The organism is Pseudomonas sp. 58(2021) (assembly GCF_017491585.1).
In the GTDB taxonomy this organism is placed as follows: Bacteria; Pseudomonadota; Gammaproteobacteria; order Pseudomonadales; family Pseudomonadaceae; genus Aquipseudomonas; species Aquipseudomonas fluorescens_BT.
The window spans coordinates 186,306-204,650 of the sequence record NZ_JAFGYZ010000010.1; the positions used below are offsets into that span (position 1 = coordinate 186,306).

Genomic DNA, 18,345 nt, shown 5'->3' on the forward strand with positions numbered 1-18,345 from the left:
GGGTTGCGCCAGCAGATTAATCCGGGCATCTCTAAATTGCATTCAGATATTGCATACAATAATTAGAGAATTGCACCATTGCGGGTCAACCAATAGCCATTGAAGTGCGCAACGTATCCAAGCGGTATTCTGATGACCCTGGCGATCCGGCTGGCGGGCGAAACCGTGAACCACCTGCCGCCGTTCAAGCGTCGGGTCAACACAGTGTTCCAGAGTTACGCGCTGTTTCCGCACATGAGTGTCGCGCAGAATATCGCCTTCGGCCTCGAGATGCAGGGTCTTCTTCGTCACCCACGATCAGGAAGAAGTGTTGACCCTGTCCGACCGGATCGCGGTGATGTCTGCCGGCAAGATCCTGCAGATCGGCACCCCGACCGACATTTATGAGCGTCCGCAGCACCGGTGGCGCTGGAATGTCGGCGAATGATGGCGCTGAACATCGGCCAGTCACGGGAGATCATTTTTGGCGAGGTGTTGATGGCCCATGTGCGCGACGAGTTGATCGACCCGAAAACCCTGTACATCGATCAATTGGGGCTCGATGCGATCGGTTGCATGGGCGGGCATGGTTATGCGCGAACCCGGGATTATTTCGATCTGCCAACCCGCACGTTGCAGGCGTGGACGGAGGCACCGGGGGGTGGCGAGCGGTTCTGGCCACAGCGCTGATCAGTGGAAGTCGCGGCTCTGTACACGGATGCCGTTGAGCAGCGGAGTCAGATCACTCAGGCGTCCGGCGATCAGGTGCCGCACCTCGCCTTCGCGCTCCCAGCGGCCGTCAACCTTGAGCAGCTGCGAATCGACCAGCACCTGACGCTGGCGCTCGGCGAGATCGCGCCAGACCACCACATTGACGTTGCCGAACTCGTCTTCCAGGGTCACGAAAGTCACGCCGCTGGCAGTGCCCGGACGCTGGCGGCCGGTCACCAGCCCTGCCACGCTGACCGGTCGCCCGTGCTCGACCTCCAGTAATTCCCGGGAACTGCGACAGCGCCGCGCCCGCAATTCGTCGCGCAACAGCGTCAGCGGATGCGGCCCCAGCGTGGTGCCCAGCGTGGCGTAATCGGTGAACAGGTCTTCGCTGACACTCGGCGTGGGCAGCCGCACATCCGGTTCTTCCTGACTCGGCAATCCGGCAAACAACCCGAGCTGTTTCTGCACCCCGGCCACCTCCCAGCGCGCCCGATGGCGGTGACCGGCCAGGCCGCGCAACGCCCCGGCATCCGCCAGCAGCGCCTGGGCCCGACTGTCGAGCCCGGCCCGTTCGCCCAGGTCGGCGACATCGGCAAACGTGCCCCTCGTCCGAGCGCTTTCAATGCTGCGCGCATCTTCCTCGCGAAAACCCTTGATCATCCGCAGGCCCATGCGGATCGCCGGTTGTGCGCCAACAATCGGCTCCAGACTGCAATCCCAGTCGCTGGCGCGCACGTCCACCGGGCGGATCTGCAAATGATGCCGGCGCGCATCCTGAAGAATCTGGTCCGGGCTGTAGAAACCCATCGGCCAGCTGTTGATCAGCGCACAGGCAAACGCCGCCGGTTCATGGCACTTGAGCCAGCAACTGGCATAGGTCAGCAAGGCAAAACTGGCGGCGTGGGACTCGGGAAAACCATAGCTGCCGAAACCCTTGATCTGCTCGAAGATCTGCGCGGCGAATTCCGGGCTGTAGCCGTTTTTCTTCATGCCGGCCGCCAGCCGTTCCTTGTGCGGTTCCAGCCCGCCGTGGCGTTTCCACGCCGCCATGGAACGGCGCAACTGGTCGGCCTCGCCGGGGCTGTAGTCGGCGGCGACGATGGCGATCTGCATCACCTGTTCCTGAAACAGCGGCACGCCGAGGGTGCGCTTGAGCACCACCTCCAGCTCCGGGGACGGATAGGTTTCCTTTTCTTCCTTGTTCCGGCGGCGCAGGTACGGATGCACCATCCCGCCCTGGATCGGCCCCGGCCGGACGATGGCCACTTCGATCACCAGGTCGTAGAAGGTTTGCGGGCGCAGGCGCGGCAGCATCGACATCTGTGCCCGGGACTCGATCTGGAACACGCCGATGGTGTCGGCGCGGCTGATCATGTCGTAGGTCGGGCGATCGTCAGGCGGGATGGTGGCCAGGCTCAGGTCCTGATGGCGATGGCGGCGCAGCAGGTCGAAACAACGGCGAATCGCGCTGAGCATGCCGAGGGCGAGGATATCCACCTTGAGCAGCCCGACCGCGTCGAGATCGTCCTTGTCCCACTGGATGATCGTGCGGTCGGCCATGGCGGCGTTTTCCACCGGCACCAGGGTGTCCAGCGGTTGCTCGGAAATCACGAAACCGCCGGGGTGCTGCGACAGATGCCGGGGAAAACCGATCAGTTGCCCGGTCAGGCTCAGCACCCGGTGCAGCAGCGGACTTTCGGGGTCGAAACCGCCTTCGCGCAGGCGCTCCAAGGGCGGCGTTTCATCGCTCCAGTGGCCGCAGCAGTCGGCCAGCGCATTGATCTGGTCCGGCGGCAAGCCCAGCGCCTTGGCCACGTCGCGGATCGCGCCGGAAGCGTGGTAAGTGCTGACCACCGCCGTCAGCGCCGCACGACGACGGCCATAACGACGAAACACGTATTGCAGGACTTCTTCCCGGCGTTCGTGCTCGAAATCCACGTCGATGTCCGGCGGCTCGTTGCGCTCCCTCGACATGAAACGCTCGAACAGCAGCGTGGTGCGGTCCGGGTCGATCTCGGTGATGCCCAAGGCAAAACACACCGCCGAGTTGGCCGCCGAGCCCCGGCCCTGGCAGAGAATCTTCTGCTCCCGGGCGAAGCGCACCACGTCGTGTACGGTGAGGAAGTAGCTTTCGTAGCCGAGCTCGGCGATCAACTTCAGCTCATCATCGATCTGCTTGAGCACCTTGGGCTGTGCGCCTTTCGGCCAGCGCCAGGCGATGCCTTGCTCGGTCAGGTGGCGCAGCCAGGAACTGGCGCTGTGCTCTTCAGGCACCAGTTCTTTGGGGTATTGATAGCGCAACTCGCCCAGATCGAACGTGCAGCGGCGAGCCAGTTTCACCGACTCGTCCAGCAAGGTCTGCGGATACAACTCGCGCAACACATCGAGGCAGCGCAAATGCCGTTCGCCGTTGGGATGCAGACGCAATCCGGCTTCGGCCACCGGGACGTGATGGCGGATCGCAGTCATGGTGTCCTGCAAGGCTCGCCGGCCACGGGCGTGCATGTGCACATCACCACTGGCCACGGCGGGGATCTGCAGTTCATCCGCCAGGCTCAGCAACGCGGTCAACCGCTGCTGATCGTTCTGCCCGCGATGCAACTGCACCGCCAGCCACAGCCGCTCGCCGAAAGTCTGCTTCAGCCAACGGCCCTCTTTCATGTCATCGACCGCCTCCGGCACCCACAGCACCAATAGCCCCGGCAGCGGCTCGCTGAAGTCCTCGCGCAGTATTTGATACTGGCCTTTCTGGGTGCGCCGTCGAGCCTGGGTGATCAAGCCGCACAACGCCTGATAACCCTCGATGTTCTCCACCAGCAACACCAGTTTCGGGCCGTTTTCGATGCGCATCTCACTGCCGATAATCAGCGGCAGCTCCACAGATTTTGCCGCCTGCCAGGCACGGACGATCCCGGCCAGGGTGCATTCATCGGTGATCGCCAGCGCCTGATAGCCATGTTTTTTCGCCCGCTGGAACAGCTCCAGCGCACTCGAAGCACCACGCTGAAAACTGAAGTTCGACAGACAGTGCAGCTCGGCATAACCCAGATTCACGCGAACCAGCCCTGCAGCCACAACGGGCCGCCCTCACCCACTGCCCGGTACGCCCAGCCTTGCTGGCCAGCGCGGTTCTGGATCAGGTAATAGTCGCGGCGCACGTCATCACCGTCCCACCAGCCGGACTCGATGCGTTCCGGCCCCATGAGGATGCGTGCCGAACCTTCGGGCACCGACTGCGGCTCGCCCAGCAACCAGCCCGGACGCTGCACGCCCGGCAATGCAGGGCAACGCTGTTTGTCATCGGCGTTCTGCCACGCGCACTCCGGGCGATGATCGGCCTGAAAGCGCAGGCCCTGCACCGCCTCATCCCCCAGCCGCGCGCGTAGGCGTTCGCGCAATTGCTCCCAGGGCAAGGTCTGCTGCGGGCGCTCGTCGAACAGTTCCTGAAACTGCGGCACGAAACTCGGCAAGTCTTCGGCGCGCAGACGAAAACCGCGCACCGGGGCTTCGACCTGCACCTGCTCCAGTCGGCCACGGGCCAGTTCAAAGAGCATCGCCGGATCCCGCTCGGCGCTGAGCAGGCCGACCTTGATCAGCGTGTCCGGCAGCCCCGCATGTTCCAGATGCAGATCGAAGCGCTGCACGCCGCTGTCGCGGCCGCACAAAAACGCCGCCAGATCGGATGTCAGGCGGCGCAACGGGAACAACAGCGCCTGATGGGACTGCACGTCGAAGTTGAGTTCGATACGTACGTCGAAGCGATCCGGCGGCAGGTAGAACGCCAGCGCCAGCGGCCGTGCGCCGAACAACGTGTCCAGATGCTTGAGCATCGGCGCCTCGAAACGCCGGGCCAGGGCCTGACGCGGCAGGCTCTGCACCTGATGAAGGTTGCGCAGGCCCATCCGCGACAGCGCCGTGGCCACGCTCGGCTCAAGCCCGACGCGGTCGACCGGCAGTTGCCCGAGGTGATGGCACAGGGCTTCACCGTCGGGCACCACCAATCCGTCGTAGGCGTTGGCCAACACCCGCGCCGCCACCGGATTGGGCGCGGCAACGATGCGGTGCCGAAAGCCCAGCTCCGTCAGTTCCGTGCGCAACCGTGCTTCGAACTGCGCCCAGGAACCGAACAGCCCGAGGCTCGATTCGATCTCGAACACCACGGTGCGCGGGTAATGGACGCTGACCTGGGCGCTGAAACGATAGGCCCAGGCGGCGAGAAACTGCTGCCAGTGCTCGACCTCGGCCGAATCGTAATCGACGGTGGCGAACCCTTTGCTCATGGCTTGCGCGGCGGTCATCGACTGACCCGGACGCAAGCCCAATGCCCGCGCTGCCGGGTTGACCGCTTGCAGCACCCGGCGCTGGGCCGGGCCGCTGAGCAGCGCCAACGGTTGCTCGGGATCGGGGCGCTGACGCAACACGGCGTCGAGGGCCAATTGCGGGAACAGAATGCAAACCCAGCGCATGGCGACCTCAATGCCCCACGGCGAAGGCAATCGGTGCGCTGCGCGCCAGTCCGCCCCGGCACTTGAGCACGCGCAATTGCGCCGGGCGCGCATCAATGGCGATGCGCAACGCGGCTGGCGACGGGTTGACCGCTTCGCTCAAGGGCCGCCACGCGAACGCCAGGGTCTGGCCGGTTTCCGCCGCCACCTGCAAACGGCGCAAGGCGCGGTCATCGGCCTTGTGCGGCCAGCACAGCACCGCGCCGCAACTGCCCGAGCGCAGGCATTGTTCCGCCGCCCACAAGGCATCGCGTTCGCTGGCCCGGATCACCGACAACTGACGCAGATCGACCCCGGCATTGGCCCAGGCCTGCGGGTACGGCACGAACGGTGGCGCCACCAGCACGATGCGCTCGCCCGCCGCCGACAGTCGCGCCAGGGTCGGCCACACCAGTTGCAGCTCGCCGACACCGGGCCCGGCCAGGAGGATCTCGCTCAGCGCCGCTTCCGGCCAGCCGCCACTGGGCAAGGCCGCGTCCAGCGCGGCGTGCCCGGTGGGTTGCGGGCTGGCGGCCGGTGGCGCAGGCCGGCCCTTCCAGACCTGGCCGCCATTGAACAGCGTATCCAGCGCAACGACGGCACCCATCAGCCTTGCCTCACCAGACCGCAGAACACGCCTTCAATGGCCAGGTCCTGATCGTCACGTACCACAATCGGCTGGTACGCCGGGTTGCGCGGCAACAGGCGAACTTCATCACCGATGCGCTCGAAGCGTTTGATGGTGACTTCACCGTCGAGCCGCGCCACCACGATCTGGCCGTTGAGGGCCTCGGGGTTGCGCCGCACGCCGACCAGATCGCCGTCGAGAATGCCGTCCTCGATCATCGAGTCGCCCTGCACCCGCAGCATGTAGTCGGGCGTACGGGAGAACAGCGCGGGATCGAGCATCAGGCGATTGTGGATGTCGGCATCGGCGCCAATCGGGGCACCGGCAGCTACCCGGCCGAGCACCGGCACGTCGAGCAGTTCCGGCCGCGGCGGCTGCCCGAGCAGGCGAATGCCCCGGGCCTGATGCGGATTGACCTCGATGAACCCGGCTTCGGTGAGCGCCAGCACATGCTTGCGCGCCACGCTGCGGGAGGCAAAACCAAAAGCCTCGCTGATTTCAGCGAGGCTTGGGGGCTGACCGTGTTCGGCGATGCGTTCGCGGATAAAGGTCAGGATGGCGGTACGGCGGGGAGTCAGAGTCTTCATGGAGTACATTTGTACCCTTGTGGGAATTTCCTGACAAGCACCGCCAGTCAGCTCAAACCGTTCTACGCCTACACCGTCAACGCGGCGCGGACCATCGGCCTGGAGCAACAGATCGGCCCCCTGAGCCTGCTGCCCTTGAGCAGCCACGCGATCCCCCTGCGACGGTCGTGGCCAGTGTCAGTAAGTCTTTCTGAGCCCCGGTTGATTGCGGTGAGCCTAAGGTTTGAGTTGCGCCAGGTACCGCCATGGATAGATCCCGCGTTGATGACCATCGCTGAACACCAGTTGCAGGCCGTAGCCCTGAGCGTTCAATTCGATGACCCGCACACGCGGGTCAACCATTGGCGGCGAACCCCGCAGGCGAAACGCCCGGCACTGCGAGCACGGGCACTGGCGGCGCAGTTCGGCATGGTCGAGCAACTGCTCGCGGCCATCCGGCCAGCTCAACCGCAAGCGGTGTTCACTTTGAGAATTACCGACCGACAGCGGATTCATTGCAGCTGACCCAAGGCAATCCGCACGGCTTTTCGCACTTCCGGGTCGCCGTCGTCCTGCGCGGCCTGCAACGCTGCCACGGCGCCGCGATCATTCAATTCGCCCAGCGCCAGCGCCGCTTCCTTGCGCAGGTTGCTGATGCGATGACCGAGGGTTTCGATCAAGGCGTCGAGGGCCGGTGCGTAACGCAAACGGCCGAGGCTGCGGGTGGCGCGCAGGCGCACTTGCCAGTAGTCGTCGGCCAAGGCTTCGATCAGCGCCGGCCCGGCGTCGGTGTGGCCGACCTTGCCGAGGGTGGTCGCGGCTTCTTCGCGTACTTGCCAAGCGTGGTCCTGCAAGGCCTGACGCAACGCAGGCAGCACGTCAGCGTCACTTGCCAGACCCAGGGCGCCGGTGGCGGCGCGGCGTACTTCGGTGTCCGGGTCATCACTCGCCAGGCGGGCCAAGGCTGGCAACGCGTCGAGTTGCTTGAGCCAGCCGAGCACGCCGACGGCTTCGCGACGGACACTGGCGTCGGCATCGTTCAACGCCTGAATCGCGGCAGGCGCAGCGCCGGGGAAACGCAACTCGCGCAAGGCCCGGAACGCGGCAACCCGCACGCCGGTGTCGGCATGGGCCGTCCACGGCAGAATCACCCTGCCCGCCGCTTCGGTCTTGAGCAGGCTCAGGCTCTGCGCCGCTGCGGCTTGCACTGCGGGCGACGGATCCGTCAGCGCCTGGCACAGCGCTTCAACCACCGGCTCGTCTTCCCAGGCCTCCAATAAGCGCGCCGCTTCGGCACGCACTTCTTCGGCGGGGTCTTCAGCCAACCGCTCAACCAGCCAGAGCAGACCGTCCGGCTCTTCGAGGTCAGCCAGATCAATCAGGGCAATCCGCCGTACACCGGCGTCATCGGCCGTCAGGCGCGGTTGCAGGGCGAGAATGGCGTCGTTATCGGTCACAGCAAAAAATGAGGTCACAGGGCAAATCTCGGCAAAGAGTTTTCGGGAGGCAAACCGAGCGGATTGAGGCGCGGCAGCGGTCGGTCGTTGTCGTGGCGCAGCAGGTCGAGGCAGTGGCGTTTGAGGCGCGAGAACGCGTGACTGGTGACCAGTTCAGTGGTGCGGGGGCGCGGAAAGTCCAGGCGCAGGTCTTCGATGATCCGCCCCGGCCGCGCGCTCATCACCAGCAAGCGATCGGCGAGGAACAGCGCTTCGTCGATGTCATGGGTAACGAACACCACCGTGGTGCGAATTCGCGTCCAGATGTCCAGCAGCAGTTCCTGCATGTTCAGTCGGGTCAGCGCATCCAGCGCGCCGAAGGGTTCGTCCATCAGCAACAGGCGTGGCCGGTTGACCAGCACCCGGGCGATTTCCACCCGTTGCTGCATGCCGCCGGACAGTTGATCCGGCCAGCGTTCGGCGAAGCCTTCGAGGCCGACCAGTTTGAGGATGTCGTCGGCGCCACGAAGGCGCTCGGCCTTGCCGATGCCGCGCATCTTCAGGCCGAAGGCAACGTTGTCGCGAACCGTGCGCCACGGGAACAAGGTGTGATGCTGGAACACCATGCCGCGTTGCGGTGACGGGCCGGACACTTCGGCGCCGTCGACTTTCAACTGCCCCCCGTGAGGTTGCAGATGCCCGGCCAGCGCGCCGAGCAAGGTCGATTTGCCGCAACCGGACGGGCCGAGAATGCACACGAACTGGCCCGGCTCGATCTGGCAGTCCAGGCCCTGCACCGCTTCGAACGCTTGCCGGCCTTCACCGAGGACGATGGACAACTGGCGGATGTCGATCCGCCCTTCCGGGGTTTGCATCACGCTCATCAGGCTTTTCCTCGTGGTCGGTGCCAGGGCGTGAACAGTCCGCCCAGGCGTTTGATCAGCAGGCTGCTGCCCATGCCCAACACGCCGATCAACAACATGCCGACCACGATGTCGGCGTAGTTCTGGATGGTGTAGGACTCCCAGGTGTAGTAACCGATGCCGAACTGGCCGGAGATCATTTCGGCGGTCACCAGACAGAACCACGAGGTGCCCATGCCGATCGCGAGCCCAGTGATGATGCTCGGTGCAGCGCCCGGCAGGATCACTTCCAGCAGGATCGCCCGACGCCCCGCCCCGAGGCTTTTGGCCGAGGCGATCAGGCGCGGGTCGACGCCTTCGACGCCGTGCACGGTGTTGAGCAGGATCGGGAACAGCGCGCCGGTGAAGGTGATGAACACCATCGACAATTCCGACGACGGGAACATCAGGATCGCCAGTGGAATCCACGCCACGGCGGGGATCGGGCGCAGCACTTCCAGTGGCGGCAGCAGCAGGTCTTCGGCCCACTTTGAACGGCCGATGGCCAGGCCCAGGGCGATGCCGATCACCAGCGCCGCGAGGTAGCCGGCGAACACCCGGCCGAGGCTGGCGGTCAGGTGCTGGATGAGCTTGCCGGAGTCGCCCAGGCCGAGGGCGGCTTGGATCACGGCCAGCGGGGTTGGGACGTTGGCGAAGGTGACCAGGCCGAGGTTCCAGTGGTGGCTGGCGGCTAGTTGCCAGAAGAGCAGGCAGAGAAGCAATGAGGCGGCTCTCGATGTCCAGCGTAGGGTGGGTGACTTCATGGATCGGGTTTCCAATTGTGGAGCTGTGTTGTGGCTGAGATTACCCCCTCACCCCAGCCCTCTCCCCCAAGGGGGCGAGGGGGAAAGGGAGCCGATCTTCAAGCCTTTCAAGACCTGAGTTCGGCTCGGTATTTCAGGTCGGCGTAGCTCCAGCAAACACCTCGGTCAGTCCCCTCTCCCTCCGGGCGGTCCGACGTTTCGGGAGGGTTAGGGTGAGGGGCTCTTGATCTTCAATCAGCGCGCAGCCACGGCCTGGGTCGTGGCATCGGTGAAATCGAACACTTTCCCGCCCTGCGCCGAAGCAAATTGCTGCGCCTGCCCCTTCAACAAAAACGCGCTGAGCCGTCCCTTCGCATCACTGGCAAACCACGCCTGCTCCGCCAGCAACTTGATCCCGCTGTCACTCGCCTGGGCGTACATCGCACGGATGTTCTTGCCTTCCGATTTCAGGCCGGCCAACGCGGTAAACGCCTCTTCAGCCGAGGCATAACGCCGGACCTTGTCCTCCCCCCGCACCCAGATTTCCGCAACATGGCTGAAATCGCTGATGGTTTTTCCAGTCACCGTATCGACAGACTTCAGCGGCGTCTGCGCGTAGTTGGCCAGTTGCGCGGTGTAATCCAGACCGGAAGCCTTGAACGCTGCACGGATGTACTGATCGTCGATAAAGGTGTTCAGATCGAGTCCACGATCGGCTTTCTTCAGCAGCTTCAGCGTGTCGATGGCGGTGCCCACAGCCTGGCGATATTCCGGTTTCCAGCTCAGATCACGGGTCTGCACGCCGAGCGGGCCGTGGAACAGGTAATTGACCTCGGCATCGACGCCAGTGACCTTGGCAATCAGCTCGCTGTACTTCTCAGGTTCAGCGGCCAACAGTTGATTGGCCTCGATGCTTGCACGCAGGTAGGCGACGACGATTTCCGGGTACTGCTTCGCGTAGGCCTGATCCACCAGCGCACCGTGGAAGGTCGGCGCATTGGCCTGGGCGCCGTCGTAGATCTTGCGGGCGAAGCCACGGCTCGGGAACAGTTCGGCGAACGGCACGAAGTCGGCGTGAGCGTCGATCTTCCCGGCCTGCAACGCGGAACCTGCGACCTCCGGCGGCTGGGCGATGATGTTCACATCCTTCAACGGATCCCAACCCTGCTCTGCAACGGCACGCAGCAACATGCCGTGGGCGGTGGAGGCGAACGGCACGGAAATGGTCTTGCCCTTGAGTTCGCTCAGCGACTGCACGCCCGACGCGCTCGGCACCACGATGCCGTTGCCGCTGCCCTTGATGCTGCCCGACAACACGCTGATGAACAGGCTGTGTTTGCCGGCGGTTTCAAACGCCACGCCGTTGAATGCACCGGGGAAATCGGCCATGGCGCCGAAGTCGAGTTTGCCGGCGACCATCTCGTTGGTCAGCGGTGCGCCGCTGCTGAAGTTCTTCCACTGCACGTCGTATCTGGCGTCCTTGTAGGCGCCATCGTGAGGCAAGTATTTGTCGAGCAGACCCAGCTCGCGAATCAACAGGCCGCCGGCGGCGCAGTTGATGGTGGTGTCCTGGGTGCCGATGGCAATCCGGATGGTTTCGGCCGAGGCCGACAGGGTGAACGAAGCCAGTACCAGACCGGCGATTGCTGCACGCAACATGGTTGAATCCCCTCGAATCATTTATAGGATGTTCGTCTCCGCCGCGATCAGGGCGCGGTGGGAAACGAGGGGTGTTGGGTGAATCCAGCGTCCGGGGTTTACGGATGGCTATAGGCTCGCCACAAATCCCCTGTGGGAGCGGGCTTGCTCGCGAAAGCGGTGATTCAGTCAATAGTGATGCCAGCAATGCCGGCCTCTTCGGGAGCAAGCCCCCTCCCACAATGGATTTGGGGTCACCGCAGGAGATACGGGATGTCGACTTTGACGGCACCGGTCGGGCAGTCCTTTTCGCACGGCATGCAGTACCAGCATTCATCGAAGGCCATGTAGGCCTTTTGCGTGGCCGGGTTGATCGCCAGCAGGTCCATCGGGCAGACGTCGACGCACACGGTGCAGCCCTTTTCGGCGATGCATTTGTCCTCGTCCACGGTGACGGGGGCATTGGAGCGGAAGAAAATTTCCTGGGCTTGATAGGCCATGGTTCGGACTCTCTCTAGTGATGCCTCAAGCGGCGAAAGCGCCAACCCGCAAACGGTCGTAGGCCTGCATTTCCTCGGCGTCGAGGGGGATGATGTAAGGCTCGACGGCTTTCTTGAAACTGGTCATGCGCCCGTCTTCGCCCTTCTTCAGGTGGCAGTGGCAGAACCATTCGCGGTCGTCCCGTTGCGGGTGATCGACGCGATAGTGGTACAGGCCCCAGCGGCTTTCGGCGCGGAACAGCGAGGCGCGGGCAGCCATTTCGGCGCAGTCGCGGATCACGCTGGTTTCCATGGCGCGCATCAGTTCGTGGGCGTTGTTGGCCTTCATCTCGTTGAGATCGCGCTCGATGTCGCTGAAGCGTTGCAGGCCGATTTCCATCTTCTTCGTCACTTTCGGCGGCTGCAGGTAATCGTTGACGAAGCGCCGCAGCTTGTACTCGACCTGCGCCGGCGGCAGACCGTTTTCGCGATCCAGCGGTGCGTAGACCCGGGCCTTTTCCTTTTCGATCTGCTCGGCATCCAGCGCGGAGAACTCGCGCCCGGCGACAAACTCCGCCGCGTTGTTGCCCGCAAACCAGCCGTAGGTGAACGCGCCAAGCATGTAGTTGTGCGGTACGGCGGCCATGTCACCGGCCGAGTACAAACCTTTCACCGAGGTCTCGGCCCGCTCGTTCACCCACACGCCGGACGCCGAATGACCGCTGCAAAAACCGATTTCGGAGATGTGCATCTCGACCATCTGCGTGCGGTAGTCGGTGCCGCGATTGGCGTGAAACTGGCCGCGACTCGGGCGTTCGTTGCTGTGCAGGATTTCCTCGATGTTCTGGATGGTTTCCTCCGCCAGGTGATCGAGCTTGAGGAACACCGGGCCGTTGCCGCTTTCCAGTTCCTGGTGGAATTCCCACATCATCTGCCCGCTCCAGTAGTCGCACTCGATGAAGCGTTCGCCCTTGTTGTTGGCGGTGTAGCCACCCAACGGACCGGTGACGTAGGCGCAGGCCGGGCCGTTGTAGTCCTTGATCAGCGGGTTGATCTGGAAGCACTCGAGGTTCGCCAGTTCAGCCCCGGCGTGATACGCCATTGCGTAACCGTCGCCGGCGTTGGTCGGGTTTTCGTAGGTGCCCATCAGGTAACCCGAGGACGGCAGACCGAGTCGCCCGGCCGCGCCGCAAGCGAGAATCACAGCCTTGGCCTTGATCACATGGAAGTCGGCGGTGCGGCAGTCAAACCCCATCACACCGTTGACGGCGCCCTCCTCGTCGGTCAGCAAACGGGTGCAGACCAGTCGGTTGGTGATGCTCACCCGCGCACGCTTCAACTGGCGATACAAGACTTTCTTGATGTCGTGCCCTTCCGGCATCGGCAGCACGTAGGCGCCCATGTGGTGAACTTTCTTCACCGCGTAATCGCCGGTTTCATCCTTCTCGAACTTCACGCCCCAGCGGTCGAGCTGTTCGATGGTTTCGAAACTGTGCGTCGCGTAGGCGTACACCGCTGCCTGATTGACGATGCCGTCGTTGGCGATGGTGATTTCCTTGGTGTACTGCTCGGGTGTGGAGTGGCCGGGAATGATCGCGTTGTTCAGGCCGTCCATGCCCATGCTGATCGCGCCGCTGCGCTTGACGTTGGCCTTGTCGACCAGCAGCACGCGCAGGTCCTTGTTCTTTTCCTTGGCCTTGATCGCCGCCATCGGGCCAGCCGTACCGCCGCCGATCACGACGATGTCGTATTCCTGCTCTAAGGTGTTGCGGGTCATGGTCAGGCCCCTTTTTGCCGGTCGATCCGCAGGCGGTACTGGAACGCATCGCCACGGTAATAAAGGTGTTCGAAGTCCAGCGGCCGGCCGTGGGCGTCGTGGGTCAGACGTTCGATACGCATGATCGGCGAGCCGGCCTCGACGTTCAGCGCCTGGGTCAAGTCGCTGTCGGCCAGCACCGCGTCGATGGCCAGATCCGCGTGGCCGAGGGCGATGCCGCAGTCGTTTTCGAGGATCAGGAAGATGTCGCGGGTCACCAGATCGGCCTTCTCCAGCCGCTCGCCGACGGCTTTGGGCAGGTAGGTGATTTCCAGCGAGATCGGTTCGCGGTTGATCAGCCGTACACGTTTGATCTGCGCGACGATTTCGCCTTCGGCGACCTGCAAACGCTCGGCAACCAGTTTGTCGGCGGCGATGAATTTGAAGCTGCGCAGGCGGTTGATCACCTCGTAGCCACGACCGGTCATGGACTCGGCAAGGCCTTGCAGGGTGCTGACGTTCTGGAAGGTCTTGGGTTTGGCGACGAAGGTGCCTTTGCCGTGGATCTTGAAGATCAGCCCTTCTTTCTGCAGATCGCCCAGGGCCTGGCGCACGGTGATGCGGCTGACCTTGAACAGCGTGCCGAGCTCGCTTTCGGACGGCATCTGGCTGTCTTGCGGGTATTCGCCGTCAAGAATGCGGGCGCGCAGAACGTCGCGCAGTTGGGTGTGCAGCGGGACGCTGCCCAGGGAGAGAACGTTATCGGTCATCACGGGATCACTTGTTATAACGAGTTATGACGTGATCTTAGAGACGTTATGACAAGCTTGAGAAATACCGAATGAGCATAAGGTTAGATGCACCTTCAGTGGCGCTTGAGGATTTGATCCATGACCCAATCGGTCTTCAGGGCCTCTGCGGCAACGGCCGGATGCTGCGACTCACCGCGAATCTGCGCGTTCATGCCCAGTACGTGGTGCCACTGGATGTGTTCGTGATGAGGGATTTCCAGGCTGATCTTCTCATCGGCGTGCAGCTCGACCGGATGCTCGTCGAACACAGAGAAACGAATCCGCCCTTGGCTGCCAATGATCTCGACCCGATCCTCGCGCCGGTCCGCGACAAAGCTCCAGCAGCCCATGCCCAACGCGCCGGAAGCAAACCGCCAACTGGCGCTGACTGCATCTTCCGCCGCGTACAACCCGGCCTGACGCGCCGTGAAACCGGCGACTTCAACGATGTCGCCAAGCAGGTACTGGAACAGGTCGAATCCATGACTGGCCAGATCCGCGAAATAGCCGCCACCGGCCACCGTCGGATCGGTGCGCCAGTTTGCGCTGCCGTCCAGATCCTTGGGCGATGGCGCCTTGGTCAGCGTCCAGCTCAGGTGCCGCACCTCACCGATGCGCCCTTGTTGCAACCATTGCCGAACCTGCTGGAAACGCGGCAGCGAACGGCGGTAATAGGAAACGAACAGATGCAAACCGGCGTCGGTAAACACCTGCTGCATTTCGCGGCTTTGCCCGACGTTGAGCGCCATGGGTTTTTCCACGCAGCAATGCTTGCCGGCGGCGGCAACTTTCAGGCTGTAGGCGTGATGGCTGTCGGGGGGCGTGGCGATGTACACCGCGTCCACCCCGGGATCGTTGATCAGGGCATCGACGTCGGTGTACGTCCGGGCGATGCCGTGGCGCGAGGCGTAATCGCTCACCGCTTCGAGACGTCGCCCCATCACCGCCACCAACGCCGAGCCGGGGGCCTTGTAGAAGGCCGGCCCGCTCTTGCGTTCGGCGACGCTGCCGCAACCGATCATGCCCCAGCGCACCACGTTCATCGCCATTCCTTGAGCCTCGCCATTGCTTGGGTCTTAGACGATACGCAGTGCGCGCAGATCGAGGTGGCCGTTTTGCAGCGGCGGGCACCAGTAGTAGCCGCCGGTGATCGGCCGGCTGATGCGGTACAGACCGTCGGTGATGCCGTCTTCCAGACCGCTCATGCGGCGCAGTTGCGCTTCAAAGGCGTCGAGGGAGAAACCGAACGCGAGGAACATCAGGCCGGCGCGGTCGCCTTCGATCCACGGCATCGAACGGCGCACGACGAACGCTTCCGGGGCGAAGCTTTCCTGGGCGGTGCGCTTGACGTGGGCGGACACCGGGGCATCGTCGATCTCTTCGTTGTCGCTCAGACGACGGCCCATGATGTTGTCCTTGTCCTCGGCGGACAGTGCATGGAAACCCTTGAGGTCGTGCTGCCACTGCTGGATCGCGGCAAAACTGCCGCCGACCAGACCGTCGGCGCCTTCACTTTGCAGTGCGGCGGCGATGGCGGCTTCGTCGTGGGGGTTTTCGGTGCCGTCTTCATAACCGGTGAGGTCATGGCCGTCCTTGTGGCGGAAGGCTTCCTGCATCTGCACCAGGCGCAACGCCGGGGCCAGGGCGGCCTCAAGCGCAGTGCTGCGGTTGAGCAGATCGCCACGGTCGACGCCGTGCAGCCACACCCACAGGGCGTGCTGGGTCGACGGGTTTTCCACGCCAACGCCGGTCAGCGCCGGGAAGCTGCGCAGGCCATCGATGGTCACATTCAGGGCCTTGGCCAGGGATTCACCGAAACCGACCACCGCCGACTTGCCGTCCACCAGATTCAGCAGGTTGTCGATCGCCTGCGGCAATGCTTCAACCGAATCGAGGGCGAAAAACAGGTGACGTGCTTGCGGCGGTACAGGGGTGGCGAGGATGCCCGGCTGGTAGTAACTCATGTCGACTCCTTGGAAAGAGCGCGGAGTTTAACTGTAGCCGGAGGATTTGTGTGGGATCAGATGACGCACTCATTGCGCCACGCACTCGGGCTCTTCCCCGTCCAGCGCTTGAACGCCCGGCGAAAGCTGCGCACGTCGCTGTAGCCGACTTCCTCGGTGATGCGCTCGATCGGCATTTCGGGATTGGCCAGCAGACTCATCGTGCGCGCCTGGCGCACCTGCTCCAGCAACGCTTCGAAAGTCAGCGAGTGCTCGGTCAGGCGCCGGCGCAAGGTGCGGCTGCTCATGTTCAGGTCACCAGCAATCTTTTCGATGTGGCTGCCCCGGCTCAAGTCCCGGGCAATCGCCCGCTCCACAGCCTGGATCAGATCGAGTTTCTGATGAACCTGCGCCGCCTCCAGCTCCAGCAACTTGACCGCCTGACGCAGCGCCAGCGAATGATGATTGGGCAAATTCACATCCAGCCACTTCACGTCGATCAGCATGCGGTTGTGCAGGCAGCCGAAGCGCACGTCCGGCCCCAGCAGCCGCCGGTATTCATCGACGTAATCCGGCGCCGCGTGGACGAACTCCACGGCAATCGGTTGGAACGTCTCGCCCACCAGTGCCCGGCCGTAAACCAGCAGGCTGGCGTAAAACTCTTCGACGGCAAATATCTGCACCTCAGCGAACGGCAAGCGGCATTCCACGTCGACGTGCACCTGCTCACCCATGACATCCACGCTGATCACCACGATCCCGCCGGAGGTGTGCTGATGACGAATCCCCAGATCGAACGCATCGCGCAGGTTCTTGCACAGCGACAGCACATGCCCGAGCAATCCGAGTGTGCCCAGCACGTTCTGCGCACCGACCCACAGGCCCAATCCCTGATTGGGCAAGGCCTTCAGCGCACGCTGGATCATGGCCACGGCCTGGCGATAGGAAATGCGCTGCGAAGGGTCCTGCAGATCCTCGAAAGTAAAACCCAGGCCACGGCACAGGCTTTGCGGCTCTATGCCCTTGTTCGCGGCGACTTCAGCCAGGGTCTGCAGCAGAAATGGCGACACCAGCGCCAGATCGAAGGTGGGGTCTTGGAGTTTTGCGTTCATGGGGGCTGACATTCCGGATCACGCTGAATTGTTATTTTTGTAACCGGTTATGTCGAAAGAAGTTAGCACAGGGTTGGCGGACTGTCCGCAGAAGTCCCCTTCCGTGTCCGCCAATACCCTGCCCCGTCGTGCGCCAAGGGCTTATTTCTATAGTGGCCGGACGTCCTGCGTGCCGGCGTTGCGCCCAAACACAATAATAATGAGGACGGACATGACCCCGAACCGCGCGACATTCCCTGTGCGACTGGCGCTGAGCCTGCTTGGCGGCGCCACCGCCCTGCCGGCCCTGGCCACCGAAGCCGGCGTCGACAACATCGGCCCCGGCACCGACGGATTCTTCATGCTGCCGCTGGAAGTCGACAGCCTTCCGGAGAACATGGTCGCCTTCAACCTCTACTACAACCACTACAAGTCGACGAAGCTCAATATCAGCTCACTCGGCGGCAAAGTGCCGAACGTCGAGATCGAATCCACCGCCGTCATCCCGCGCATCGACTACCTGAGCCCGGTGCGGGTGTTCGGTGGACGTCTGGCCGGTTACATCGCCCAGCCGTGGCTCAAGCAGGAAGTCTCGGTGTTCGGCCTGAGCGACACCCGCGAGGGCATGGGCGATACCACCATCGCTCCGATCATCCTGTGGGACATGGGCAAGAACCTGACCCTCGGCGCCGCCGTGGAAATCACCGTGCCCACCGGTGAGTACAGCGTCGATCGCCTGGCCAACACCAGCAACAATTTCTACACCTACAAACCGCTGTTCTCCTTCACCTGGCTGCCGACAGACAAGACCGAAATCTCGATGAAGACCACCTACAGCTTCAACGAGAAGAACAAGGACACCGACTACAAATCCGGGCAAATCTTCCACTTCGATTACTCGGCCAGTTACAAGATCACCGACGACCTGATGCTCGGCCTCAACGGCTATTACCTCAAGCAGACCACCGACGACAAACAGTTCGGCCACACCGTACAGTTCGCCGGCCAGGACGTTGATGACGGCGTACGCGGCAAGGTGTTCGCCATCGGCCCGGCGCTGCATTTCACCTTTCTCAAGTACGCCAGTGCGGAGATTCGCTGGGCCAGGGAGTTCGACGTGGAGAACCGGCCGGAAGGGGATATGTTGTGGGCGAAGGTGAGTATTCCGTATGCATTTTAAGTAAAAGAACCGCAA

The 18,345-nt window shown here is 63.2% G+C and carries 16 protein-coding genes and 2 pseudogenes; 3 read left to right on the forward strand and 15 right to left on the reverse strand.

Annotation, left to right across the window (positions count from 1 at the left end):
• Positions 1-92 precede the first annotated feature (92 nt).
• Positions 93-403: pseudogene (locus tag J5M72_RS14075) on the forward strand (spermidine/putrescine ABC transporter ATP-binding protein); the annotation flags it as partial.
• Positions 397-669: pseudogene (locus tag J5M72_RS14080) on the forward strand (flavin reductase family protein); the annotation flags it as partial. The pseudogenes J5M72_RS14075 and J5M72_RS14080, both read left to right, overlap by 7 nt.
• Here J5M72_RS14080 and J5M72_RS14085 read toward each other — a convergent pair.
• The 15 genes from J5M72_RS14085 to J5M72_RS14155 form a co-directional block, all read right to left on the reverse strand.
• A complete protein-coding gene (locus J5M72_RS14085) occupies positions 670-3,768 on the reverse strand; it encodes an error-prone DNA polymerase (protein ID WP_207865882.1) in 3,099 nt (1,032 codons plus the stop codon).
• Positions 3,744-5,159: a DNA polymerase Y family protein gene (locus J5M72_RS14090; RefSeq protein ID WP_207865884.1), complete on the reverse strand. Its 1,416-nt coding sequence runs from the start codon at positions 5,157-5,159 to the stop codon at positions 3,744-3,746. Before J5M72_RS14090 ends, J5M72_RS14085 begins: the two co-directional genes overlap by 25 nt.
• 7 nt (positions 5,160-5,166) lie before the next feature.
• Positions 5,167-5,784, reverse strand: a complete 618-nt coding sequence (gene imuA, locus J5M72_RS14095; protein WP_207865886.1) for a translesion DNA synthesis-associated protein ImuA — start codon at positions 5,782-5,784, stop codon at positions 5,167-5,169.
• Positions 5,784-6,401: a transcriptional repressor LexA gene (gene lexA / locus J5M72_RS14100; protein WP_207865956.1), complete on the reverse strand. Its 618-nt coding sequence runs from the start codon at positions 6,399-6,401 to the stop codon at positions 5,784-5,786. The genes imuA and lexA overlap by 1 nt, the downstream gene beginning before the upstream one ends.
• 207 nt (positions 6,402-6,608) lie before the next feature.
• Positions 6,609-6,887 carry a DUF971 domain-containing protein gene (locus J5M72_RS14105; protein WP_207865888.1) on the reverse strand — a complete coding sequence of 93 codons (279 nt, stop codon included), beginning with the start codon at positions 6,885-6,887 and terminating at the stop codon, positions 6,609-6,611.
• On the reverse strand, positions 6,884-7,846 hold the full coding sequence (locus tag J5M72_RS14110) for a HEAT repeat domain-containing protein (RefSeq protein WP_207865890.1): 963 nt from the start codon (positions 7,844-7,846) through the stop codon (positions 6,884-6,886). Before J5M72_RS14110 ends, J5M72_RS14105 begins: the two co-directional genes overlap by 4 nt.
• A complete protein-coding gene (locus J5M72_RS14115; RefSeq protein ID WP_207865892.1) occupies positions 7,843-8,691 on the reverse strand; it encodes an ABC transporter ATP-binding protein in 849 nt (282 codons plus the stop codon). The genes J5M72_RS14110 and J5M72_RS14115 overlap by 4 nt, the downstream gene beginning before the upstream one ends.
• The gene (locus tag J5M72_RS14120) at positions 8,691-9,473 is read right to left on the reverse strand and encodes an ABC transporter permease (protein WP_207865894.1); all 783 of its coding nucleotides are present in this window, start codon (positions 9,471-9,473) and stop codon (positions 8,691-8,693) included. Before J5M72_RS14120 ends, J5M72_RS14115 begins: the two co-directional genes overlap by 1 nt.
• A 234-nt stretch (positions 9,474-9,707) precedes the next feature.
• A complete protein-coding gene (locus tag J5M72_RS14125) occupies positions 9,708-11,111 on the reverse strand; it encodes an ABC transporter substrate-binding protein (RefSeq protein ID WP_207865896.1) in 1,404 nt (467 codons plus the stop codon).
• Positions 11,112-11,344: 233 nt separating this feature from the next.
• Positions 11,345-11,590, reverse strand: a complete 246-nt coding sequence (locus J5M72_RS14130) for a ferredoxin family protein (protein WP_003225615.1) — start codon at positions 11,588-11,590, stop codon at positions 11,345-11,347.
• A gap of 25 nt (positions 11,591-11,615) precedes the next feature.
• Entirely contained in the window at positions 11,616-13,346 is a 1,731-nt protein-coding gene (locus tag J5M72_RS14135; RefSeq protein ID WP_207865897.1) for a fumarate reductase/succinate dehydrogenase flavoprotein subunit, read from the reverse strand.
• A 2-nt stretch (positions 13,347-13,348) separates the two neighbouring features.
• A complete protein-coding gene (locus J5M72_RS14140) occupies positions 13,349-14,095 on the reverse strand; it encodes a GntR family transcriptional regulator (RefSeq protein WP_169430637.1) in 747 nt (248 codons plus the stop codon).
• A gap of 95 nt (positions 14,096-14,190) precedes the next feature.
• Positions 14,191-15,159 carry a Gfo/Idh/MocA family oxidoreductase gene (locus J5M72_RS14145; protein WP_207865899.1) on the reverse strand — a complete coding sequence of 323 codons (969 nt, stop codon included), beginning with the start codon at positions 15,157-15,159 and terminating at the stop codon, positions 14,191-14,193.
• A 33-nt stretch (positions 15,160-15,192) separates the two neighbouring features.
• Entirely contained in the window at positions 15,193-16,080 is an 888-nt protein-coding gene (locus J5M72_RS14150; RefSeq protein ID WP_207865901.1) for a Dyp-type peroxidase, read from the reverse strand.
• A 56-nt stretch (positions 16,081-16,136) separates the two neighbouring features.
• Positions 16,137-17,171, reverse strand: coding sequence for an AraC family transcriptional regulator (locus J5M72_RS14155; protein ID WP_207865903.1), 1,035 nt, complete (start codon positions 17,169-17,171; stop codon positions 16,137-16,139).
• Between the two features lie 211 nt (positions 17,172-17,382).
• Between J5M72_RS14155 and J5M72_RS14160 the strand changes: the two genes are divergently transcribed.
• Positions 17,383-18,330 carry a transporter gene (locus J5M72_RS14160; RefSeq protein ID WP_207865905.1) on the forward strand — a complete coding sequence of 316 codons (948 nt, stop codon included), beginning with the start codon at positions 17,383-17,385 and terminating at the stop codon, positions 18,328-18,330.
• Positions 18,331-18,345: the final 15 nt, after the last annotated feature.